Genomic DNA, 23,358 nt, shown 5'->3' with positions numbered 1-23,358 from the left:
TAACTTATTGCCCCGACTCAATTTGCGGGATAAAGGCCTGCAGTTCTTGCTCCGACAGCGGCCCGCTTTGCTGGTTGCTGAAGCGGATATCGCTCACATCGCCATTGGGGCTGATAAGTTTCAGCCTGTTTGTACTGGCCTTGTCTGTTCTGGTCTGGGTGCCTGTTTGCTGCGTGGTGCCTGCATCGCCGATAAAACTGCCTTCAAGCTCGATAGCGGCAAACAGTGCCTTGATATCCTCATCTTTTGGGGCGAGGGTCAGTTGCCAGTGATTCTCCTGACTGCTTAATGCCAGTGAGAAATGTCGCTCCAGCGTAGCCATATCGCCGCCCATCATGGCCTTCACCAGCATGGGCATTAAGGTAGCTGGGCCCGCTTTGGCATTGACCTCGGTTTGTTGCCACAGGCCTTCGCTGTCGCGGCTCAACATGCGCGTTTCGCTTAAAATCAGTAAGTTTTCAAAGGGCTGGTTTTGTGCCCACATCAGGCCTTGGTCGGGTGAGAACACAAAGCTGCCACGGCTGACCAGAGGTCGCTTTAACGCCTTGAGGGTGCGGGTCTGTTCAAACTCGCCGCGCACCGCTCCCTGTGGCTTAAGGGCAGTGCTGAGCGCCCCGAGATTGACGTCGGCGTTCTGGGTCATACTCTTCTGGCTTAGGGCTTCATCTGCCTGCGCTGGCAGCCAGACCAGCATAGATGCCAGTATTCCAACGCAAAACTTAACAATCAGCCCCATAGTTACCTCTTTATATGCTAGGGGTTCAACATTGCGGCTATTTTCAGCCAAAGCTCAGGCGTCCGCTTCGCCCAGCAGCGGGCGAATTTTGGCCTGAAATACCTCGGGCGTGACAAAGCAGAGTTCGTTATTACTCATGTCCACGGCGGCCTGAATGGTGTACCCCTTGGTGAGTCGCTCGCCACTTTCGGCATCCCGAACCTGATAATTGATTTTCAGGCGATTTTCCCACTCCACCAGATCGGCACTGACTCGAATTTTCTGACCGAAGGTGCTGCTGCGAACATACTTGATCTGCACATCCACTATCGGCCAGGCAAAGCCGGACTCCTGCATCTGGCGGTAGTTGTAGTCGAGTTTGTCCAAAAGCTCACAGCGAACAATCTCGAAGTAACGCAGGTAGTTACCGTGCCAGGTGATCTGCATCGGATCCACATCGTGGAAGGGAATGATGATTTCTGTCTCGGCGTGAAGCAGAGATTTCATCGACACACCTCCCACTCACCGGCCTGAATGCGTGCCAGCGTCTGGCGCAGCGTGGCTTCGAGTGGCCTGTCTTCTGTCACCAGCGGGCAAGCCTCGCTGACCTGGGCCAGGGTTTTGGCAACCGAAGCGGTTAGTGACGACTCACACAGCTCGCCCTGACGGATGCGCAGGCGCATACCCTGGGTCATCGCCAGCAGCGCAGCGGCAGCCACCTGCTCAGTCAGCTCCAGCACCCGCAAACAGTCACGGGCGGCAATGGTGCCCATGCTGACCTTGTCCTGGTTGTGGCACTCGGTAGAACGGGAAAACACGCTGGCAGGCATAGTGAGTTTGAGCGCTTCGGCGGTCCAAGCCGATACGCCAATCTGCACCGCCTTGAAGCCGTGATTGATGGGGCGACGGGCACCTTCGGCGCCGGAGAGATTCGCTGGCAAGCCATTGTTAAACTTGGGATCCATCACCAGCGCCATCTGGCGGTCAATCAGGTCGCTGATGTTGGCCACCAGATTCTTGAGGCTGTCCATGGCAAAGGCGATATGGCCGCCGTAGAAGTGGCCACCGTGGAGGATGTGCTCGCCCTCGCCATCCACAATCGGGTTGTCGTTGGCGCTGTTAAGTTCGTTCTCAATAAACTGGCGCAACATTGGCTGGGCATCGGCCAGCACGCCTATGATATGGGGCGCGCAGCGGATGGAATATCTATCCTGCAAGCGGTCAGAGTTGCGGGGATGCTCGTGGTGATTGAGGTCATCACGGATCCAGCTGGCTACCCGACTCTGACCCGGGTGGGGCTTGGCGGCAAACAGGATGTCGTCGAAATGGTTGGAGTTGCCTTTGAGGGTCAAGGATGCCATGGCGGTGATGCGTGAGGACAGACGGGTCAGGTAGTCTGCTCTGTCATATGCAAGACAAGCCAGTGCCGTCATCACCGCTGTGCCGTTCATCAGTGCCAGACCCTCTTTCGGGCGCAGCTTCAGCGGGGTGATATTCAGCTTCTGGAACACTTCACTGCTGGGCAGGCGGCCGCCGCGATAAAACACGTCACGCTCGCCTATCAGCACGCCGGCCAGATAAGACAGCGGAGTCAAATCGCCGCTGGCGCCCACCGAGCCTTCTTCCGGGATAACCGGGCAGATGTCTTCATTAATCAGGGTTTCGATGCGCTCGAGCAATTCGAAGCTGACCCCGGACTTGCCGATGGCCAGAGAGTTCAAGCGGCAGGCCATGACGGCGCGGGACTGCATTGGCGTAAGCTCGCGGCCCATGCCACAGCCGTGGAAGCGCGACAGGTGCAGCGGCAGTTCGTGCACCAGATCCAGCCCTACTGTCACAGTGCAGGAGTCGCCGTAACCTGTGGTTACGCCGTACACTACGCCTTCTTCGGCCAGCAGACTGTCGATAAAGCGGGCGCCGCGCTGGATGTATTCCACGTATTCCTGGTCGCGTCTGAGTTCAACCCTGGCGCCTTTGGCGATGGCGACTACCTGCTCTATGGTCAGTGCGCCGTAGCCAAACTTAACAGTCTCTTTCATTTCAGTTGATTGGTTAGTCATTTTACCGTTCCTGTGGCGTCTGCCCGGGCCTAAAGCCTTATTGGCCGCGGCGCCAAAAATCGAAAAAGTTGAACCACTGCAGTGGCTCTTTGCGGGCGTAGTGCTCAAGCCTTTCAGCATAGCGTTCGACCGCGTTTTGAATACGTTCACTTCTGCCGGCTCTGGGGCCCTTGAGGGTGTCGGCAAAGGGCTCCACATGCACCCGGTAGCGGCCCTGCTCCCGCAGGCAAAACATCAGAAATACCGGGCAATCGAGCAGGCTTGCCAGAATAAAGGGCCCTTGTGGGAAAGGCGCCGTTTCGCCAAGGAAGGGCACTTCGACAACCCGGCCTGCATTGCCACTGGCGGTGCGATCCCCGGCTATTACCACCAGTTCACCTGCGGCAATTTTGTCTGCCAGCATGATAGAGGTAGATGGGTCCAGCTCATTGATATGAATGAGGTTTAGGTCGCTGTCTGGGTTTAGCTGCTTCAGCACCTTGTTGAAGTTTTCGGCGTTGGCGGTCATCACCATCACGTTCACTTTTACCTTGCGCTGGTGGATGGAAATGGCGCGGCAAAGCTCGAGGTTACCAAGGTGGGATACCAGCAGCACGCCGCCCTGGCCTCGGGTGAGCATATCCGCCAGCAGTGCCCGCTCGGGGAAATCGACTTCGCTCAGTTTGATGCGGTCGCACCAGGCGTCGATTCGGTCGAGTGCGGCATTGCCAAAGGCGAGGAAGTGCTTAAGGCTGTGGCGCCAACTGACCCTTGGCTGCAGCTGGGGATGATTTGGCTCCAGTGCCTGCACCCGCTCCAGAAACTCAATCGAGGCCTTGCGGGCAGCGCCGCCGGTCATAAAGAAATAGGCAATCACGGGGTACATGATGGCGCGGCACAGCCAATGGCCTCCGAAGCGGTAGCTCTCGGCCAAAAGCTTGATGCCCCAATAGCTGCCACGCTCGCTGATGGACGACCAGTGGGTTTGCTTTCTGCCCCGGCCAAGCAGGCTTGGCAGGCGTTTGAGCATGCCGAAAAAGAGTCTGGTGTGCAGGGCGCTGATGCGCACGTTGTCGGCAAAGCCCTGAAAATGGCTGACACCGTCTTCGGGGTAAATCACCGCCGTGGGCACGTGAATCACGTCAACGCCGCGCCAGTAAAGCTTGACCAGCACTTCGATATCGAAGTCCATGCGCTCGCCAAGCTGTTCACTTAAAAACAGTGCCTCGGTGGCCTTCAGCGGATAGACCCGAAAGCCGCACATGCTGTCCTGAATATCAAAACTCAAGGTCTCGACCCACACCCAGAAATGGGTGATATAGCGGCCATAGAGGCGACCCTTGGGCACAGAGTCATCGTACTGGGGACGACCTGAAATCACCGCCTCGGGGTGCTCGTTGGCGGCACTTAACAGTGTTGGAATGTCATCGAGGGTGTGCTGACCATCGGCATCCACCTGCAGCGCATGGCTGAAGCCCGCTTTGTAGGCTGCACGCAGGCCGGTCATTACCGCAGCGCCCTTACCCCGGTTAAAGGGGTGGTGCAGCAGGGTGACCCAGGGGTATTTGGCGTCGAGGACCATCAGTAGATGACAGGTAGCCTCGTTGCTGCCATCGTTGACCAGAAACACCGGCAGCCCCAAAGGCTCCAGCGTTTCCAGAGTGCGCTCGATGGCATGGGTATGATTGTAATTGGGGATGATTATGGCAACGCGCATCAGCTGTCCCCGTGCGCGGCAATCACTATCCGACCTGAGCCGAATCGGCGCTCACCATCACTGTAAGCGAAGGTGAGTTTGCCCTTGGCGGCGTTGTTGCTTATCAGCAAATCCACTTCAGTGCCGGGCAGTATCAGCTGTTGAAACTTAAGCACTTCCAGATTCGCCACGCTGGCATTATAGCCAAAATGCTCGCAGCCAAAACGTACCGCCCAATCGAGTTGGGTTACCCCCGGCAGTACGCTTTGTCCCGGAAAGTGGCCATCGAAAAACGGCAGGTGGGCATCGATGGCGAGCCTGAGTTTCAGCTCTGTATCTGTCTCTTCGCGGGAGAGCACGTGCGGCAGCAATGACTTAATCATGGGTGAACAGCTCAATCAAAGTTTGATATACGCGCTTGCCCTGCTGGTTGAGCGGCAGCTCGCAGGGGTAACGCCAACGCCTCGGCAGGGTAACCCGTTCAAATTCGGTTAATAGATGGGCCTTCAGTTGATTGTTGAGGGCCAGTTTACCCTCTTCGGCAAGCAGCGCCTTACCCTCATCCGACAGCTCCACTACGGCGCCGAGCTGGGTGCGGGGTTCGGTCAGCAGCACCAGCGCGGCGCGGCTTACCAGCGGATGACTCTCCAGCAGGGATTCCATCTGCACCAGCGACAAACGCTTTTCTTCAATTTTAACGATGCGATCCAGTCTGCCCTGCAGCACAAAACGGCCATTGTCATCAATGGCAATTTTATCTTCGCAGCGCAAGATTTGGTTCGGATTGTCGAGGTAAGGCGAGCGCAGCAGCAGGGCGCCATCGTCGGCGCTGGCTATCTTTATGCCGGGGAAGACCTGCCAGGCCTCGGCGGCCGAGGCTTGTCTGCGCCAGCCAATGCCGCCGGTCTCTGTGCTCCCATAGACCTCGATGGGCAGGCTGCCATAAACCTTCTGGATCCCCCTGGCAGCGTCTTCACTCAATGGGCCGCCCGAGGAAAACACCAGGCTGGGTGAGTGAAATTGGCGCTCATTATCCAGCGCATCCGGCAGACGACTGAGCTGTGCCGGGCTGCTGATAAGGCACAGGTTGGGCAGCAGCGCCGTGTAGTAACTCAGGGTCTCTGGGTATTCTACCAAATCGCTTAAAAACGGCCGTCCGGCTGCCAGAGGCCAGAGAATTTTAAACAGCAGGCCATAGATGTGCTGATGAGAAACGGTGGAGATAACGCTGCAATGGGGCAGGGCAGCAGCAAACGTGGCCTCGAGGGTGCTGACTTCGGCGTCGAGCTGTTCGAGGGTTTTTTTCACCGGTTTGGGCTCGCCACTGGAGCCTGAGGTGTACAGGGTCAGGCTGCCGGTCGGTTTGGCATCGGGCCAGACGGCTGGCGTTTGGGCGGTTTCCTTTTTCAGGGCAACCCAGTCGTGGCCTTCACACAGGGGAACATCCGAGAGCACGGCATCGAAATTCTGGGTGAGCTGACTTAAGGTGCCGCTTTGGGTATTGGGTGGCAGTACCAGCTCTTTGCCCGCCAGCAAGCCGGCGCAAAGACCAATGGCGAACAAGTCGGAACTCTCGCAGGAGAGTAGCCAGCGTTGTTCTTCTTTTTGGCTGAGGGTTTGCCACAGATGATGCACCTGGGTGGTAAACAGCGCCCCGGTGAGGATATCGTGGTGATTGAAGCTTATCAGCTGCTGTGCCGCTGGGCCGCGGGTCAGGGCGTTGTAGAGCAGAGATGTCATCGTGATGCAATCCACATGTCAGGCACCTTTTTTCAAAATAAAAGTGCGGTACAACCACTCCCCGCCAGCCAGCATGCCCATAAGAATGTAGGCAATCAGGCCGTTATACAGGGTCCAGATTTCCAGGCTGGTAAAGTGGGCGGTATAAAAGGCCATGCCGCCGTTTACCACAAAAAGCAGGCACCAAAGCGCCGTCACCCTGCGAAGATAAGGTATGGCTTCGTTGGGCAGTTCAGGCTCGCCGAGGCGCGCCAGTCGCTCAACCATACTGGGGCCGCTCAGCAGTGACTGGCCGAATACCCCGAGCATGGTCAGGTTAATGACTATCGGGTAGTAGAGCAGCCAGTCCTGGCGCTTGGCCAGCAGGCTACCGGCGGTAAGAATCACTCCGGCCAGCAGCGGCAGCACCATGGCTTTGAGTTGCTGGCGCTTTAACACCAGTCGCAGCAACAGCAGCAGACACAGCAGACCAGCCAGCATACCCGGCGGTAGATAATTCAGCCCAAGCCAAACCGCCAGCGGGTAGACGAGCAGCAGCGCTGCCGTCAATACCTCAATAGCACGCATCAGCCCTGAACCAAAGCCTCGATGGCGTTAACCACATCTGCCACGGTGCGTACTGATTTGAACTCTTCGGGTTTAATTTTTTTGCCGGTGAGCTGTTGCAGCTTGATCACCAGATCCACCGCATCGATGCTGTCCAGATCCAGGTCCTGATACAGGTTGGCTTCGAGGCTGATGGCATCGGCGTCGATTTCAAAATCATCCACCAGAATGGTGGTCAGCTTTGCCAGAATTTGCTCGCGATTATCCATAGCCTTACTCCTGACCACGCTGAGATTCGATAAAGCTGGCCAGAGTTGCCACGCTGTAGAAGTGTGCCTTGGTCGCGTCGGAGTTGGCTTCAATCTTTACATCGAATTGCTTTTTAATAGCCAGACCCAGTTCGAGGGCATCGATGGAGTCAAGTCCCAGACCGTCGCCGAACAGGGGCGCATCGGTTTCTATGTCAGCAATGGTCACGTCTTCCAGGTCGAGGCAGTCGATGATCAGCTGTTTGATTTGGTCATGTAATGTCATAATTCTATTTCAAGTCTTTGTTTATAATAATTTTCCATTTCCCTGGTCAGTATCCGCGCCATCCTGGCATCTCCTCCTTCCTCGGCCTTGTAGTCCATGGCGGATATGGGTGTTCCCACCTCTACCGTCATGCCAATGGTGCGCCGGGGAATTTCCCACCAGGGGTCCTGTTTGGTCAGACCAGGGGGCTTGGTGTGCAGCAACACAGGAAGTATGTCACTGCCGGTACGCAGGGCGATATTGGCCGCGCCACGCGCAAAGGGGTTTATCTGCTCGCCAAGCACGGTACGGGTGCCTTCGGGGAAGATAATCAGATTGGTACCACGGCTGAGTACGTCGCGGCAATCATCCAGCAGCAGCTCGGCGCCGCGATTGGGGATATAACCTGCCGCCGACACCACGCCACGCATAAAAGGGTTGCGCCAAAGCCCCTGTTTTACGATACAACCTGCGTTGGGCATCAGGCTTATCAACACCACCACATCAATCAGGGTGGGGTGGTTGGCAATCACCAGCATGGCTTCGGCATTGGCGAGCCGCTCCACCTCTTTGGTTTCCAGTTTTATCACGCCAGCTGCCGACAACATGCGCACAAAGCCGCGAAACATCAGGTGCACGGCTTTTTGTACCCGCTTGATGCGAACCTCGGGTTTGCCGGGCCAGTATTTCAGCAGCGGTAAGATAGTCAGCGAGCTTAGCAGACCGCCGAGGCCAAAACAGATGTAGCACAGCATGCCACCCAGCCAGCGCGGCACATAGGCCAGTCCGGTCAGTCGGTGCTGACAGGGCGAGCGGCGCGCAAGCTTTTGGGTGTGCTCAGTCATGATTGAGGCTCCAATCAAAACCGGAAAGATGGCCCCGGCAGTTTTCGCCTTTGGCAAGGCTTGCCAGCAACTGACCGTAGCTCATGGGCGCTAGCTTTTGTTGGTTGGTGAGCGTCAGCTTTGGGGCGCCGGAGGTAGCGGGCGCCAGCACCATGCCCAAGGCCAGTGGCAGTTCGAATTCTTCGGTGTAGTCGTTATAGACCGGCGGCACAGGGTCGTCGCCAAACACTAAAAGCAGCGGGCTTGGGTCTTCAATGAGCTGGGCATAGGCCTCGATCATGGCTTGAGACAGGCTTCTTGTACCCGCAGCGACTGAGGTGGAGGCGGCACGGTTGTCGCTATGTATGCCAAACAGGCCACTGGCGGTGTTATGCACCGACTGGCTAAAACCCATGGGGGATAAGGGCTCGCGGACGATGACGCTGTGGAGCAGGTCTATGGTGCGATTGAGCTCGCCGTGGCGTGAGGCAAACACACTGCGGCACTGGGGGGCGGGTTCGCACTGGAAAGCCACGTCGAGCATCATGCGGCTCAAACGGCTAAAGCGACGACGCTGCATGGCAGGCACCTGAGGCAGCGCAGGCGCAACAGTGCTGCTCGGTTCAGAGAGCGATTTTTGCCAAGCGGCCCAGCTATCCCTGTCTTGATAAGCCGGGGACCATCCCCCCCACGCCATCACGCTGAAAGTTAAATGCACTGCATTGCCTCTGACGCTGTTGCCAGGCGTCGTAAGTTATCCATCACTTGAGCCGCATTGGGCAGGAATCGTTATTGCTCGATTTTGCGGACTGCTTAATGTTAAGTCCGTCTATTTTGGACTGAATATTCTATATCAAAACACCCTGATAACAGAAGCCCCCGGAGACCGCATGGTATCCGGGGGCAAGTTGTTAAAAGACAGGATTTTATTGCAACAATGGCCGCAGTTTCTTCAGCGCGGCTTTCACCTTGCGACTGTTTGTCGGGCCCATGCGTATCATCAGTTTCTGTGCCGGTGGCAGGGCTTCCAGCTCGGGATCGGCAAACTTGTAGTTGACGCTGAAGGTGACCAGTTCTATGGGTGATTCGATGATGGGTGCTGCCAGCAGTTGATCGATGGCCTTGAGGCTGCGTTCTTTGAAACTGACATTACCGTAACCCAATTCATCGAAGGCCTGCTCCAGCATGGGTGTCATCTGGGCATAAGTTTCCAGCAGTTTCTCTTCATTTAAATTGGCAATGTAATTGGCATACAAATCGTAGCGCTTGTAGCTGTCGGGGTTTAAATAGGTCTTGGCGGTGATTTCGCTGACGGTGAATTTTGTTTCAGGGCCCTTGAGTGGGCTTTGTTTGCGTGCCAGCTGGCCTTCGGCCAGGTTATCCATAAAGACCACGAAGTGGCGTACCAGATCTTGCTGGGCAATGATGGGTTCGACCGGCAGACTACCGGCCAATGCGATAGCTTTTTGGGTTGCAAAAGTATCGCTTTCTGCCAGCTCAGGAATGGGATCTACAGTGACTTCAGGTATGACTTCTTCGGGTGTATTGGTCACTTGTTCTGGCTCGAACTGGGCCTCAGGCTCCGGCTCGGGTTCGGGTTCGATTGCAGTCACCGCGGATTCGGGCAGAGGCGTTGGCTGGGGGGCTTCTGTCGGCACGTCCACCACAGGCGCGGGCTCGGGTGCGCGGGTAAAATACATCCATAGGCCGGCGGCAATGGCTATCAGAGCCAGGATCAGCAGGGCCGACAGACGGTTGCTGCGCTGGGAGGTTTCTTCCTGCGGGGTGATTCTGTCTTCGGGATTGACTTGCATCTTGGTTCCTTGTTGCGACTGACCCGTGAAACACCCATTGTCCCAGTTCGCCGGTCGATGTCCATAGTCCAAGGCTGAACAAAAACAATATTTAATGCAGGCTAGGCCTGTACGTATTGCTCGCGGCCGCCAAGCCAACGCTCAATTATGGCATCCACATTGTCGGGGGCCTGGGTCATCAGATGCCGCGCCAGTTTTTGGATGTGGGGAATAAGCGCCTGATCCCGTACCAAATCGGCCACCTTCATTTGCGCAAGCCCCGTCTGGCGCGTACCGAGCACCTCGCCGGGGCCACGCAGCTCCAGATCTTTCTGGGCAATCACAAAGCCGTCGTTACTTTCCCGCAGCACCCCAAGACGCGCCTGAGCGGTAAAGCTGAGCGGCGCCTTGTACAGCAGTACGCAGTGGCTGGCCACTGCGCCGCGGCCAACCCGCCCCCGCAGCTGATGCAACTGGGCAAGCCCCAGCCGTTCGGGGTTTTCGATTATCATCAAACTTGCATTGGGCACATCCACACCCACTTCGATAACCGTGGTGGCAACCAGTAAGTCGAGCTTGCCTGCTTTGAAGTCGGCCATGATGGCCTGCTTTTCGGCGCCCTTCATCCGGCCGTGTACCAGCCCAATGCCAAGCTCTGGCAGGGCTTCTTTCAGACCCCCAGCGGTGTCTTCGGCGGCCTGACATTCGAGTACTTCCGACTCTTCAATCAGGGTGCACACCCAATAGGCCTGACGCTTGTCCTGTAAGGCGGCCTGTCGCACCCGCTCAATCACATCCAGCCGGCGGGTGTCGGGAATGGCAACCGTGGTGATGGGAGTTCGCCCCGGCGGCAGCTCATCAATAATCGAGGTGTCGAGATCTGCATAGGCGGTCATTGCCAATGTGCGGGGGATGGGGGTGGCGGTCATGATCAGCTGATGAGGGAAAAAGCCCTGCTGAATGCCTTTTTCACGCAGTCCCAGACGCTGGTGTACGCCAAAGCGGTGCTGCTCGTCGATGATGGTAAGGGCGAGGCGGGAAAAGCTCACCTGTTCCTGAAAAATGGCGTGAGTGCCCACTATCATCTGGGCGGCGCCGGAGGCGATGTCTTCCAGCGTTTGAGTGCGGGCCTTGCCTTTGAGTTTGCCGGCAAGCCAGCCAACTTTCAGCCCCAGCGGCTCAAACCAGCGGGCAAAGTTGGCGGCATGCTGCTCGGCCAAAAGCTCGGTGGGGGCCATCAAGGCGACCTGACAGCCATTTTCGATGGCCGCCAGCGCAGATAGTGCCGCTACCAGGGTTTTGCCCGAGCCCACGTCACCCTGCACCAGACGCATCATGGGGGTGGCTTTGGTCATATCGGCATGGATCTCAGCAACTACCCGTGACTGGGCATTGGTTGGGGCAAATGGCAGGCTCTCAAGAAAACGGGGGATAAGCTGACCCGTGGCAGCCAAGGGCTCAGCGGCATCCTGATTGCTGCGCTCCCGAAGCTTTAACATGCTTAAGTTATGGGCCAGCAGCTCTTCCTGCACCAGCCGCTGCTGCGCCGGGTGCTGGCCTTGCTCCAACTGCCACAGTTCGGCATCCGCCGGAGGGCGGTGCAGGGTGCGCACGGCATCGGCCAGGCTTAAACGGTTGGGCTGTAATGACTCGGGCAGAAGCTCCGGAAGCCCTCCTTCTTCCAATTGCTCCAGCGCCTGTGCTGTAAGCCGTATCCAGCTGGCTTGCTTCAGGCCTTCGGTAGTGGGATAGATGGGCGTCAAGGTGTCGGCCAGGCTAGGTGATTCGCCGGCCGCCGTGAGCTTGTATTCCGGATGGATGATTTCCAGCTGATGCTTGCCGGTACGGATTTCCCCAAAGGCGCGGATAGTCATGCCTGGCTGCAAGCCATTCTTTTGCGCCATGGAAAAATTGAAAAAACGTAAGGTCAGGCCACCACTGGCGTCGCGCACGTTGCAGGTGAGCATGCGCTTGCGGCCATTGACGATCTGGCTGGAAATGACTTCGGCTTCGATGGTGGCTGTGGTGCCTGGGATAAGTTCATCAATGGCATAGATGCGGGTTCTGTCTTCGTAACGCAGCGGCAGATGAAACAGTAAATCCTGGACGGTATTCACCCCCAGTTTACTGAGTTTTTCTGCGACCCGGGCCGCCACGCCCTTGAGTTCGGTTACGGGAACAAGATCCAGTCTTTGCAATGCCTTGGCACCGGATTACTGTGAATTTATACATATACTAACAGAGAATTTTTTCGGAGCAACTTAGCGCAAACTGCTTCATTTCCCCGTTTCGCCCTATCTCTCCTCGGTTATCTGCGCCGAACAGGGAATTACTTGGCGACGAGTCCCCGTCCGCCCGGTCACCTCGGTGCAAAGGGCTCTCTGTCTATGAGTGGATTTGCGTGGTTAAGCCACGCCTTACTGCGTGAGCTTATTCATTGCTCCAGCTGAGGTTGTAGGTGAAAAACAGCAATAAAAAAGGGCCCGAAGGCCCTTCTTTTATACACTCAACACTTACTGAAACAGGTCGTCAGCGGTTGTTTCCGGGGCCGTAGTGTCATCTTCGGCGATGGCAGAATTGGCGTAATCTGTTGGCACTGTACCAGCGGCAAAGTATTCAAATCCGCTTGTGTAGTCGGTGCGGCGGCTCAGCTTGCCCGAACTGTAATCGATACGGGCAGAGACTATGCCTGCAGGGACCGGCATGGGCTTTTCTGGCGTGTCTGCAAGCGCCATAAACATAAATTCGTTCCAGGCAGGACCTGCAGTTTTCGCGCCCGCCTCTGCCCCGGATATCTGGTCTTTGGCGCCATTGGCGTTCCAGGCAGTACGGCCAAGCTCGCGGCCATGATCGTCAAAGCCAACCCAAACAGTGGTCACCAAATCAGGATTAAAACCACTGAACCAGGTATCGCGAGACTCGTTAGTTGTACCCGTTTTACCAGCAATATCATGGCGTTTCAGCAAACGAGCAGCGCGCCATGCGGTACCATTCCAACCAGTGCCCTTACTGAAGTCACCGCCACCCCAAATCACACTCTTGAGCGCTTCGGTAATAAGGAATGCATTTTGCTCGGATATCACCCGATTTGCGTAACGGGCAGCAGGATCGCCACATTGACTGGAAGGATCAGCTGGCGTTGCTGCATTCAGCATAGCCGGCGGAGCAGAGGCTTCGGTCGTCGCCATGTCCTCAGACACCTCTTCCGGAATCGGCGCTTCGCAAGCTAATGCTGGCTGAGTCTTTTCGACCAGATTTCCGGTGGCAGACTCGACTCTGTCAATGAAGAAAGGTTCAACCAGGTAACCACCGTTGGCGAACACAGTGAAGGCCCTGACAACCTGCAGCGGTGTAACGGAAGGCGAGCCCAGTGCCAGTGATTCATTACGTGGCAAATCATTGGGATCAAATCCAAAACGGGTCAATAGCTCAACGGTTGCATCTATGCCTGAGTAGCGAAGTGCCCGGACGGCCATCACGTTAATCGACTGTGCCAGGCCAACTCGCAGACGGGTGGGACCTGTGTAAGTGTCCGGCGAATTTTTGGGTCGCCAGGCCGTACCTTGGCTCAAGTCAGGTTTGTTGATGGGCGCATTGTTGATAAGCGTTGCCAGGGTATAGCCTTTTTCCAACGTGGCGGCGTAGATAAAAGGCTTGATGTTGGAACCAAGCTGGCGTTTGGCTTGTGTGACCCTGTTAAACTGACTCTGACTGAAGCTGTAACCTCCAACCAGAGCACGGATAGCACCATTGTGGGGATCGAGTGACACTATGGCACTGGATACTTCCGGCACCTGGGATAATTGCCAGTCTTCTCCATTGTGACGGATCCATACACGCTCGCCGGCTGTTAGCACATCGGTGGCTGTTTTGGGGGCAGCACCCTGACGGGTGTCGCTGATAAACTTACGTGCCCACTGAATGCCTTGCCATGGTAGGGTGACGGTTTCGCCGTTGTTTCGCAGTACGGTGGCCTGCTGTTCCTGCACATTGATGACGGCTGCGGGTTCCAACTCCTGCACCGATGCGACTTTTTTCAGGGTGCTGACAATGGTATCCGTTGCGGGAGCCTCATCTTTCCACAGTACCTGCGCTGCGCCGCGATAGCCATGACGCTCGTCATAGGCGTATATGTTGTTACGCAGCGCTTTCTGTGCTTTTAACTGCAGCTCAGAATCTACCGTGGTGTATACGCTATAACCGCCGGTATAGGCTTCTTCCTCGCCATACTTTTGAATCATGTAGTCCCGTGCCATTTCCGAGACGTAAGGCACATAAAGATCTATCTCAGCGCCATGATAAGAGGCGGTGTTGGGTTCGGATATCGCCAGCTGGTATTCGCTGTCGTTGATGTAGCCCACTTCGCGCATCCGCATCAACACAATATTACGGCGACTCATCGCTCGTTCGGGTGAGGTAATGGGGTTCAGTGTTGATGGAGCCTTGGGGAGACCGGCAATCACCGCCAATTCGGCGAGTGATAAATCTTTCAAATCTTTGCCATAGTAAACCTGCGCCGCTGCACCTACACCATAAGCACGCTGACCTAAATAGATACGGTTTACATAAAGCTCGAGGATTTCATCTTTTGTGAGCAATTCCTCAATGTGAAAAGAAATAAAGATTTCTTTTACTTTACGGATAATAGTCTTGTCTCTGGTGAGAAAGAAGTTACGCGCCACCTGTTGGGTGATGGTACTGGCCCCCTGTTTTTTCTCGCCGGTAGCGGCAAGCACAAAGGCGGCACGAATGATGCCTATGGGGTCTATCCCCTGATGCTCGTAAAAACGTGCATCCTCGGTGGCCAAAAAAGCCTGAAGCAACGGCTTGGGTACATCTTCCAGCTTCATTGGAATACGGCGTTTTTCACCGTATTGAGAGATGAGCTTGCCGTCCTGGCTGTATATCTTCAGCGGTGTTTGCAACTGAACCGTTTTAAGGGTCGTAACATCAGGCAGATCAGGTAAAACATAAAAATATGCCGCAATAATAGCGCCTACTCCGAGTAGGGCTAAACTAAAGAGGGCAATGAGAATACGTTTTAGCCACTTCACCAGATAATTCCAAAATAGTTTACGAAGGCCACAGTATATAAGGGCAAATGGCTAGGGTGAAGTAAAAAGCAGCGTCAAAAAATTGCCATTTGTAAAACCTATAAACATTCTATACAAATAAGTATAACGAGTTGATTTTGTGCTACTCTATCTCTGCAACCTAAAACTAAAGTGACAATGGACTATGCTTTCAAATCTATGGAAGCGTCAGGCTCCGCAGATGGTGGGGATCGACATTGGCTCCCATGAAGTCAAAGCGATTCTGCTGAGCAAGACGGCTGATGGTTATAAAATTGTAAGTCACGCTGCTGTTCCCGTGAAAAAGGGAGCCGTAAACGATCACGACATTCGTGATGCTGCGGCCGTTGTTGATTGTTTGCGTCAACTCAGGCGCACCCTCCCAAAGAGTTGCAAATTTGCAGCTGTAGCAGTCTCTGGGTCTGCGGTGATGACCAAGGTGATCTACATGGATGCTTCGCTAAGCGAAGCTGAAATGGAAGCGCAAATTGAGATCGAAGCCGATAACCTTATCCCTTACTCTCTCGATGAAGTCAGCATCGATTTTGAAACCCTGAGCGTTAACAGTATTGACCCCAGCAAAGTCGATGTGCTCCTGAGCGCTTGTCGAACAGAGAATATCGATGCCAGGGTGGATGCGCTGGACGAAGTTGACCTTGAAACTAAGGTTGTCGATATCGAAGGGTATGCGCTGGGCCGTTCGGCAGAGCTCATTTTTGGCCAACTTCCAGAGGGAGCGAGCCAGAAGGTCGTTGCCATGGTCGATATTGGCGCCAACATGACCACCTTTGCTGTTGTCGACCAAGGGGAAACCGCTTTCACTCGCGAACAGGCCTTCGGTGGCGAGCAGTTCACTCAATCTATTTTGTCTTTTTACGGCATGTCCTATGAGCAAGCTGAAAAAGCCAAAGTAGAAGGCGATTTGCCCCGTAACTATATGTTCGAGGTGTTATCTCCTTTCCAAACACAGCTTTTGCAGCAGATAAAGAGAACGCTGCAAATCTACTGCACATCCAGCGGCAGAGATAAAGTGGATTACATCGTGCTGTGCGGTGGAACCTCCCGTCTTGAAGGTATGGCAAATTTGCTGACCAACGAACTGGGTGTACATACGATAATTGCCGACCCTTTGCAGGGAAATTTGCATGCCGACGATTCTGTTAAATCCACCTTGCAACCCAGTATCAGTAAATACATGGTTGCCTGTGGCCTGGCATTAAGGAGCTACGGTCAATGGCGAACATAAATCTGTTGCCCTGGCGTGAAGAGGCCAGAGAAAAACAAAAACGTGATTATATTGGCGCACTGGCACTGGTATTCCTGTTGTCGGCTTTCTTGGTATTTGCTTGTTTACAGGTCATCGACATGATGACTGATGAGCAGAAAGCGAGAAACGCGTTTCTGACTACTGAAATTCAGCTGCTCGAAAAGCAAATCGCCGAGATTAAAAAGATTACTGAACGCAAAAAAGATATCGAGCGTCGCACAGATATTATTTTGAATCTGCAGCAGGCAAGAAATCTTCCCACTCACGTACTCGATGAGCTGGTGCGTGTTGTGCCGCCCGGCATCTATCTTTCAAGTATTGAAAAGAAAGGCGCCATGGTATGGATTGAGGGACGTAGCGAATCCAATAACAACGTTGCCAACATGATGCGTAAAATGAAGACCTCTGCTTGGCTCGATGACCCAGTGATGCAAAGCATTGTGTCTCAGAACGACGAGCTTAGAAAACTGCAGCGCTTCAGTCTTAAGGTAACCGTCGTTGATAAAGCCGCCCAAGAGCTGGAAAAAGCGGCCGCCAGTAAACAAGGAGCGGCAAAATGAAGCTGGATCTGAGCGAATTCAACGACATTGACTTTGAGAATATTGGTGGCTGGCCAGCCCAGGTAAAGGTCGTATTTGCCATTCTCCTGGCTGTGATTGTGGGTGTTGCCAGTTATTTTCTGTTTATTTCTGATGCCATTGATGGCTTGAAGAGAGAGCAGGATAAGGAAGTACAACTGAGGCAGGATTTTCAAAGTAAGTATCAACTGGCTGCCAACCTTAAGCTTTACCGAGAGCAGTTGAAGGAGATGGAAGCCCAGTTTGCCGAGCTGCTGAAGATGTTGCCGTCAGAAAATGAAATGGATGGCTTACTTGATGATGTGACCTTTGTGGCCACCGACTCGGGACTCCATATTGAGAGTCTTGACTGGGAAGGCGCAGTCCAACGTGATTTTTATATCGAGTTCCCCATCAAAATGGTGGTGAGCGGCGATTATCATCAAATGGGCAGTATGGTCAGTGGGGTGGCTAAACTGCCCCGTATTGTCAGCTTGCATGACTTTGTGATTAAACATCAGGATGGCGACATTCTGACCATGGATATTCTGGCCAAAACTTATCGCTTTAAAGAAGGGGCGGAATTGCCTCCAGAAAAAGACGCCAACAAAGCTAAGGGAGGCAAGAAATGAAACGAGTCTTGCCGTTAGCCACTATCTTACTGTTTTTGACAGGCTGTATTGGCGATCGTAGCGATTTGGAACTATTTGTTACTACAACCAAAGCTCAGCACGTTGCCAAGATTCCACCGTTGAAAAAGCCACCTGCATTTGAGCATTTTGCTTATCAGGCGGAATTGCTCCGCAGTCCCTTCGTTCCTCCCTCAAGGGAGCTGACCGAAGAAGCGGTGGATGCTTCCAAGGATTGTACTCAACCCGATCTCAAGCGTCGTAAGGGAAGACTGGAAACCTATGCATTGGATAATCTGAAGATGCGGGGCACCTTGACCCAGGACAAACGCATTTGGGCATTGGTACAAACCAATGATGGCAATGTATTCCGCTTGGGTGTGGGAGACTATCTGGGGCTTTACCATGGCCGTATTAGTAAAGTCACACCACAAAATGTTGAAGTAATAGAATTAATTCCGGACGGTTCCGGCTGCTGGGCAGAGCGCTCAAGCACCCTGGAATTGGCTGGAGAATAACCTGCGAAGGATGAGGGAATGATGGAATCTTCTGCCGCGTTCATAACACGCACCAACAAGCCGGGGTTGGCAAAAGCCTTGGTAGGTATTGCGTTGTTTTTCGGTGTAACCACAGCAGCCGTAGCGGCCAATCGGCTGGTCGATGTTAAATATCACTCGGTGATAGACAGCCAATTGGAACTCGAGTTGGTGTTTGAAAACCCCATTGTTGAGCCTGAGATCAATCTCAATGCGACACCGGCTCAAATACTGCTTTCATTTGATGACAGTATTTCCGGACTGGCGACAAACGCACTGCCAGTTAACCGAGGCGGTGTCACAGAGGTGAATACTCAGCAGCAGGACTCAGATTTAGTGGTTGGCGTGAATCTGTCCAAGGTACTTCCTTACCAAGGTGCCGTGGTCGGTAACAGCTATCGCTTAACGGTAAATGATGCGGTGGTTTCCAAAGCCACTGATACCAATTCGTCATCCAGTGCTTACGTTAACGGCATTAAAAATATTGATTTTCGTCGTAACGGTAAGGGTGGCGGCGAGCTTATTGTTCAGCTGAATAACACCAAGGTTGCGGCCAATGTCGAACAAATTGGCGCCAAGTTAGAGGTGAAGTTTTTTAACACAGACATTCCAAAAGACATGTTGTATGTCATGGATGTGCAGGACTTTGCTACTCCGGTAAAGAGCTTTGAAACTTTTAAGGAAGACTTGGTTACCCGTATTCAGGTCGATATTGGCGGTGAGTACGAATACAACTACGTTCAGGAAGCCAGTCAGTTCAAACTGTCAATGAACAAGGTTGTACGTCAGGCATCTGTGAAGCAGGAAAAGAAATATAACGGCAAGACTTTGTCGTTGAATTTCCAAAATATTTCTGTGCGTACCGTGCTGCAGTTAATTGCCGACTACAACAACTTCAATCTGGTAACCAGTGATTCGGTTCAGGGCGACATTACCTTGGTTCTGGACGACGTTCCGTGGGACCAAGCACTCGATTTAATCCTGAAAACTAAAGGGCTGGATAAACGCATTGAAGGTAACATCCTGATGGTCGCTCCAGCTGAAGAGCTTGCCGTACGTGAAAGTATGGAACTGCGCAACCAACAGGAAGTGCAGGAGCTGGCGCCACTCTATTCCGAGTACATGCAAATCAACTACGCCAAAGCGACTGATATTGCAGAGCTGCTGAAAAGCGAAGGTTCGAGCCTGCTTAGTGATAGAGGTAGTGTCGCGGTTGATGAGCGCACTAACACTCTGCTGGTTAAAGATACTGCTGAGACGCTGGTAAATGTGCAGCGCATGATAGAAGTGCTTGATATCCCAATTCGTCAGGTACTGATAGAATCCCGCATGGTGACCGTGAAGGATAACGTCGCGGAAGACTTGGGTATCCGTTGGGGGGTCACCGATCAGCAAGGCACCAAGGGGACCTCGGGTTCACTCGAAGGTGCTGAGAGTATTGCTGGCGGCGTCATTCCGGCCATCAGCGACCGTTTGAATGTTAACTTGCCAGCGCCCACCAATGCCGCCAGTATTGCTTTTCACGTCGCAAAACTTGCCGATGGCACCGTATTGGACATGGAGCTAAGTGCATTAGAGCAGGAAAACAAGGGTGAAATTATAGCAAGCCCGCGTATCACCACCTCGAATCAAAAAGCTGCGTATATCGAGCAGGGTGTTGAAATTCCTTATGTATCAGCCTCTTCCAGCGGTTCTACGACGGTTGAGTTCAAGAAGGCGGTGCTATCTCTTCGCGTTACGCCGCAAATCACTCCGGATAATCGAGTTATTCTGGATTTGGAAATCACCCAAGACAGTCGCGGTGAAACAGTAGATACTGCGACCGGCCGCGCTGTGGCAATCGATACGCAGCGTATTGGTACTCAAGTGCTGGTAGACAACGGTGAAACCATAGTGCTGGGTGGTATCTACCAGCAAAATCTTATCAGCCGCGTGAGCAAGGTTCCGGTCTTGGGTGATATTCCCCTGGTGGGATTCCTGTTCCGCAACACGTCAGATAAAAATGAACGTCAGGAACTGCTTATCTTCGTGACGCCTAAAATCGTGACAGAAAAAATCTGATCTTCAGACAGTAAAAGGGCCGGGATAACCGGCCCTTTTGTTTTCAACTCTCGCAGCTTTTCTTGGTTTTGATCTTCTACTGACTTGCCTTCCCCACCTTTCTACTGAGATAATCCCCGGTCAAGTCTCTTTAGAGCAAGGTACTGAGATCGCCATCCTGTTTGGAATGGCATAGGTAGACACTTCATAAACGATTCAGACGTATAAGAAATGGCTGAAAAACGAAATATTTTTCTGGTAGGCCCTATGGGCGCGGGCAAGAGCACCATAGGCCGTCATCTGGCTCAAATGCTGCACTTGGAATTCCATGACTCTGACCAAGAAATTGAAAGCCGTACTGGGGCTGACATTGCTTGGGTATTTGATGTTGAAGGTGAAGAAGGTTTCCGTCGCCGCGAGGCGCAGGTGATAGCCGACTTAACCGAAAAGCAGGGTATTGTGCTGGCAACCGGTGGTGGTTCAGTACAAAGCAAAGATATACGTAACTATCTGTCCGCAAGAGGGATTGTGGTATATCTCGAGACAACCATAGATAAGCAGGTTGCTCGTACCCAAAGAGACAAACGTCGTCCACTTTTGCAGGTTGATGATCCTCGTTCAGTGCTAGAGACACTGGCCGAGAGCCGTAATCCACTCTATGAAGAAATCGCTGATGTGATTGTCAAAACCGATGACCAAAGTGCCAAGGTCGTTGCCAATCAAATCATCGAACAGCTGGGATTCTGACGCACCATGAAGCAAATTCAGGTTGATTTGGCAAATCGAAGTTATCCGATCCACATTGGCCCGAATTTGTTTGAAGATCAGGAGCTCTTTGCGCCTGTGGTGAGTGGCAAAAAAGTACTCGTTGTCAGTAACGAGACGATTGCTCCCCTCTATCTCGATAAGATCAGTGCCACCCTGTCCGCTCGCGCGGCTCAGGTGGCTTCTGTGATCCTGCCTGACGGCGAGCAATACAAAACACTCGACTATCTCAATGAGATTTTTGACGCTCTGCTTGAAGGAAATTTTGCCCGCGATTGTGTTCTGGTTGCACTCGGTGGTGGTGTGATTGGCGATATGACCGGGTTTGCTGCGGCCTGTTATCAACGCGGTGTTGATTTTATTCAAATTCCTACCACGCTGTTATCCCAGGTCGACTCCTCTGTGGGTGGCAAAACTGCTGTGAACCATCCTTTGGGTAAAAACATGATAGGAGCCTTCTATCAACCCAAATTGGTGGTCATTGATATTAATTGCCTGAAAACTCTGCCAGCCAGAGAGTTTGCAGCCGGTATGGCAGAGGTGATTAAGTACGGCATTATTCGTGACAGTGAACTCTTTACCTGGTTGGAACAAAACGTTTCAGCGCTTAAAGCACTGGACCAGGATGCCATTATCCACGTTATTGCCCGCTGCTGCGAAATCAAAGCCGAGGTAGTATCAGAAGATGAAACAGAGCAGGGCGTTCGCGCTTTGCTCAATCTGGGACACACCTTTGGTCATGCCATTGAAGCCGAAATGGGCTATGGCAATTGGCTGCATGGCGAAGCTGTTGCCGCTGGCATGGTACTTGCTGCACAAACTTCGGTAACACTGGGGCTAATCGATAAGTCAATTCTTTGTCGTATTGCGGCACTTATTCAGGCATTCGATTTGCCCGTCCAGGCTCCGGAGTCCATGGACTTTAATAGCTTTATTAAGCATATGCGGCGAGATAAAAAGGTATTGGGTGGCCAGCTCAGGTTGGTTTTGCCGTTGGGCATTGGCGCCGCTGAAGTCAGCAGCCAGGCCTCTGATGCCGAGCTGGCAGAGGTCATTCGCCGCCCCTGACATCGGGTGCAACATGACATTTATTCCTCCTTCAGTACTGCTTCCCTCTCAAGAGGCCCTGCTGCTTCGAATGCAGCATGTTGCTAGCTATAGCCAGCAATTGGTGGTTATTCAGGGGATTGAAGGCGCCGGTAAGTCCACCTTGCTCACGGCATTGGTTAGTGAACTCGAAGACTACAACTCGGCGTTGGTCGTGTGTCCCATGCATGCTGATGCCGCCGAAATCCGTCGCAAAATCCTTATCCAATTACTTGCCGACCCCCTGTTTGACGACGAAGAGCCGCTGGGCAATACGCTTCATCGGTTATCAAAGCGTCTAACCAAGCCTCTTCATATATTGATAGATGATGCACATCATCTACCGCTGGAACTCTGGGCAGAATGCTTGTTGCTGACCAAGCAGCTTTGTGCCGGCCGTCCCATCGCCATCACTTTGGCGGCGACTCCTGAAATTGCAAAGCACATATACAGTCAGTTGACTGGAGTGCAACGCGATTTCATGTTGCCAATTGGCATTGAACCGCTCGATGTCAAGGAGCGCGAAGCGCTCTACTACACCTTGATAAGCCGTACTGACGACGTGCCCTATGTGCCCCGGGATATTGTAAAGTCGCAACTGGAGCAGCAACAGGGATGGCCGGGTGAGGTGGTTGCCCTGTTGGAAAGAGCCCTGCGGCCTGAAGAGCAAATGCGGCCGGATAAAAAGCATCTTTGGCGTACGATGGGCGCAGCCATGCTGACCGCCAGTGTTTCTTTGGGGATTTGGTATCTGATTCAGAGTCATCCAGGTGATGATCCTGAGGCCGAGCAGCATGAGTATCGTGAAACCGGATTATTGGCCCCTTGGGGCAAAACACAGTTGACCGGCTATTTTGTCGCAAGAGCAGCCGCAAAAGAGGCCGCATTTGATGACACGCATCTGGAGGGCGCCGCACAGGCTGCTCAAGAAGTGCAGCGGCGGGCCGATGAGGCCACTCTTGATGATGCCAGACGTTTAGCCGAAGTGCAGACTGCAGATACTTTGCATTCGGATAGCGCAGCACTTAAGCCTGGTGAAGCTGTAGAGGGTGAGAGAGAAAGGACTGTACTCAATGAGCCCGTGGCCAGCAGTCCAGAGAACGAGTCTGCGCAGTCCTCAGCTTCAGAGGCTCATAAAATCCTGAGCACTAACGCTGCTGCTCAATTGCCACCAAATGCAAAAGTACATGTTGAGGGTGATGATTCTGCTTTTTCGGCCGAAACCTGGTACCAAAGATCAATTCAGAAGTTGCCTGTCAAAGGCTTTACCTTACAGTTGGCAACGGTCAGCAAACGGGACTCTGCTGCCACCATATTTCGACGTATGGCGTCTGAGCCTGAGCTCAGATTGGTGCACTATAAAGATAAGTTGGTAATACTGCAGGGCAATTATGCCAGTGAAGTTGAGGCAAACGATCAGGCCAAACTGGTTATGGAACGTTACGGTGGAGGTAAACCCTGGGTTCGCGCCTGGAAGGACCTGACCTCTTATCGACCGCTGGATTCGGTATCCGGCGGTGAAATTTCAAATTAAACAAAG

The 23,358-nt window shown here is 53.4% G+C and carries 22 protein-coding genes; 8 read left to right on the top strand and 14 right to left on the bottom strand.

From position 1 onward, the window contains the following. Positions 1 to 4: 4 nt before the first annotated feature. The 14 genes from SAMA_RS17625 to SAMA_RS17560 form a co-directional block, all read right to left on the bottom strand. Complete coding sequence (locus SAMA_RS17625; protein ID WP_011761494.1) at positions 5 to 736, bottom strand: outer membrane lipoprotein carrier protein LolA; 732 nt, start codon at positions 734 to 736, stop codon at positions 5 to 7. Positions 737 to 790: 54 nt separating this feature from the next. Then, positions 791 to 1,222, bottom strand: a complete 432-nt coding sequence (locus SAMA_RS17620; protein WP_011761493.1) for an acyl-CoA thioesterase — start codon at positions 1,220 to 1,222, stop codon at positions 791 to 793. Further along, a complete protein-coding gene (locus SAMA_RS17615; protein ID WP_011761492.1) occupies positions 1,219 to 2,775 on the bottom strand; it encodes an HAL/PAL/TAL family ammonia-lyase in 1,557 nt (518 codons plus the stop codon). The genes SAMA_RS17620 and SAMA_RS17615 overlap by 4 nt, the downstream gene beginning before the upstream one ends. Before the next feature lie 37 nt (positions 2,776 to 2,812). Then, positions 2,813 to 4,471 carry a glycosyltransferase family 2 protein gene (locus tag SAMA_RS17610; protein WP_011761491.1) on the bottom strand — a complete coding sequence of 553 codons (1,659 nt, stop codon included), beginning with the start codon at positions 4,469 to 4,471 and terminating at the stop codon, positions 2,813 to 2,815. Then, positions 4,471 to 4,833, bottom strand: a complete 363-nt coding sequence (locus SAMA_RS17605) for an ApeI family dehydratase (RefSeq protein WP_011761490.1) — start codon at positions 4,831 to 4,833, stop codon at positions 4,471 to 4,473. Before SAMA_RS17605 ends, SAMA_RS17610 begins: the two co-directional genes overlap by 1 nt. Then, the gene (locus SAMA_RS17600; protein ID WP_041409944.1) at positions 4,826 to 6,190 is read right to left on the bottom strand and encodes an AMP-binding protein; all 1,365 of its coding nucleotides are present in this window, start codon (positions 6,188 to 6,190) and stop codon (positions 4,826 to 4,828) included. Before SAMA_RS17600 ends, SAMA_RS17605 begins: the two co-directional genes overlap by 8 nt. A gap of 18 nt (positions 6,191 to 6,208) precedes the next feature. Then, positions 6,209 to 6,757, bottom strand: coding sequence for a COG4648 family protein (locus tag SAMA_RS17595; RefSeq protein WP_011761488.1), 549 nt, complete (start codon positions 6,755 to 6,757; stop codon positions 6,209 to 6,211). Beyond that, positions 6,757 to 7,005 (bottom strand): acyl carrier protein, encoded by a 249-nt coding sequence (locus SAMA_RS17590; protein ID WP_011761487.1) that lies wholly within the window; start codon positions 7,003 to 7,005, stop codon positions 6,757 to 6,759. Before SAMA_RS17590 ends, SAMA_RS17595 begins: the two co-directional genes overlap by 1 nt. A 4-nt stretch (positions 7,006 to 7,009) precedes the next feature. Beyond that, on the bottom strand, positions 7,010 to 7,270 hold the full coding sequence (locus SAMA_RS17585; protein WP_011761486.1) for a phosphopantetheine-binding protein: 261 nt from the start codon (positions 7,268 to 7,270) through the stop codon (positions 7,010 to 7,012). Next, the gene (locus SAMA_RS17580; RefSeq protein WP_011761485.1) at positions 7,267 to 8,094 is read right to left on the bottom strand and encodes a lysophospholipid acyltransferase family protein; all 828 of its coding nucleotides are present in this window, start codon (positions 8,092 to 8,094) and stop codon (positions 7,267 to 7,269) included. Before SAMA_RS17580 ends, SAMA_RS17585 begins: the two co-directional genes overlap by 4 nt. Further along, the gene (locus tag SAMA_RS17575; RefSeq protein WP_041409942.1) at positions 8,087 to 8,791 is read right to left on the bottom strand and encodes a beta-ketoacyl synthase chain length factor; all 705 of its coding nucleotides are present in this window, start codon (positions 8,789 to 8,791) and stop codon (positions 8,087 to 8,089) included. The genes SAMA_RS17580 and SAMA_RS17575 overlap by 8 nt, the downstream gene beginning before the upstream one ends. A 208-nt stretch (positions 8,792 to 8,999) precedes the next feature. Continuing rightward, positions 9,000 to 9,887: a DUF3014 domain-containing protein gene (locus SAMA_RS17570; protein ID WP_011761483.1), complete on the bottom strand. Its 888-nt coding sequence runs from the start codon at positions 9,885 to 9,887 to the stop codon at positions 9,000 to 9,002. Positions 9,888 to 9,988: 101 nt separating this feature from the next. Further along, on the bottom strand, positions 9,989 to 12,064 hold the full coding sequence (gene recG / locus SAMA_RS17565; protein ID WP_011761482.1) for an ATP-dependent DNA helicase RecG: 2,076 nt from the start codon (positions 12,062 to 12,064) through the stop codon (positions 9,989 to 9,991). 315 nt (positions 12,065 to 12,379) lie between these two features. After that, positions 12,380 to 14,920: a penicillin-binding protein 1A gene (locus SAMA_RS17560; protein ID WP_011761481.1), complete on the bottom strand. Its 2,541-nt coding sequence runs from the start codon at positions 14,918 to 14,920 to the stop codon at positions 12,380 to 12,382. A 184-nt stretch (positions 14,921 to 15,104) separates the two neighbouring features. Here SAMA_RS17560 and SAMA_RS17555 point away from each other — a divergent pair, with 184 nt between their 5' ends. From SAMA_RS17555 to SAMA_RS19235, 8 genes are all read left to right on the top strand, one after another. Beyond that, positions 15,105 to 16,184 carry a pilus assembly protein PilM gene (locus tag SAMA_RS17555; protein WP_011761480.1) on the top strand — a complete coding sequence of 360 codons (1,080 nt, stop codon included), beginning with the start codon at positions 15,105 to 15,107 and terminating at the stop codon, positions 16,182 to 16,184. After that, positions 16,172 to 16,765, top strand: coding sequence for a PilN domain-containing protein (locus SAMA_RS17550; RefSeq protein WP_011761479.1), 594 nt, complete (start codon positions 16,172 to 16,174; stop codon positions 16,763 to 16,765). The genes SAMA_RS17555 and SAMA_RS17550 overlap by 13 nt, the downstream gene beginning before the upstream one ends. Further along, entirely contained in the window at positions 16,762 to 17,394 is a 633-nt protein-coding gene (locus SAMA_RS17545) for a type IV pilus inner membrane component PilO (RefSeq protein ID WP_011761478.1), read from the top strand. The genes SAMA_RS17550 and SAMA_RS17545 overlap by 4 nt, the downstream gene beginning before the upstream one ends. Then, positions 17,391 to 17,909, top strand: a complete 519-nt coding sequence (locus SAMA_RS17540; RefSeq protein WP_011761477.1) for a pilus assembly protein PilP — start codon at positions 17,391 to 17,393, stop codon at positions 17,907 to 17,909. Before SAMA_RS17545 ends, SAMA_RS17540 begins: the two co-directional genes overlap by 4 nt. Before the next feature lie 21 nt (positions 17,910 to 17,930). Further along, positions 17,931 to 19,988, top strand: coding sequence for a type IV pilus secretin PilQ (locus SAMA_RS17535; protein ID WP_011761476.1), 2,058 nt, complete (start codon positions 17,931 to 17,933; stop codon positions 19,986 to 19,988). A 210-nt stretch (positions 19,989 to 20,198) separates the two neighbouring features. After that, positions 20,199 to 20,714 (top strand): shikimate kinase AroK, encoded by a 516-nt coding sequence (gene aroK / locus SAMA_RS17530; RefSeq protein WP_011761475.1) that lies wholly within the window; start codon positions 20,199 to 20,201, stop codon positions 20,712 to 20,714. Positions 20,715 to 20,720: 6 nt separating this feature from the next. Beyond that, on the top strand, positions 20,721 to 21,800 hold the full coding sequence (gene aroB, locus SAMA_RS17525; RefSeq protein ID WP_011761474.1) for a 3-dehydroquinate synthase: 1,080 nt from the start codon (positions 20,721 to 20,723) through the stop codon (positions 21,798 to 21,800). 13 nt (positions 21,801 to 21,813) lie between these two features. Further along, the gene (locus SAMA_RS19235; protein WP_011761473.1) at positions 21,814 to 23,352 is read left to right on the top strand and encodes an AAA family ATPase; all 1,539 of its coding nucleotides are present in this window, start codon (positions 21,814 to 21,816) and stop codon (positions 23,350 to 23,352) included. The last annotated feature ends 6 nt before the right edge of the window (positions 23,353 to 23,358 follow it).

Origin of the sequence: Shewanella amazonensis SB2B (assembly GCF_000015245.1) — a bacterium.
GTDB lineage: Bacteria > Pseudomonadota > Gammaproteobacteria > Enterobacterales > Shewanellaceae > Shewanella > Shewanella amazonensis.
This window is presented reverse-complemented; position numbering and strand designations above follow the sequence as displayed.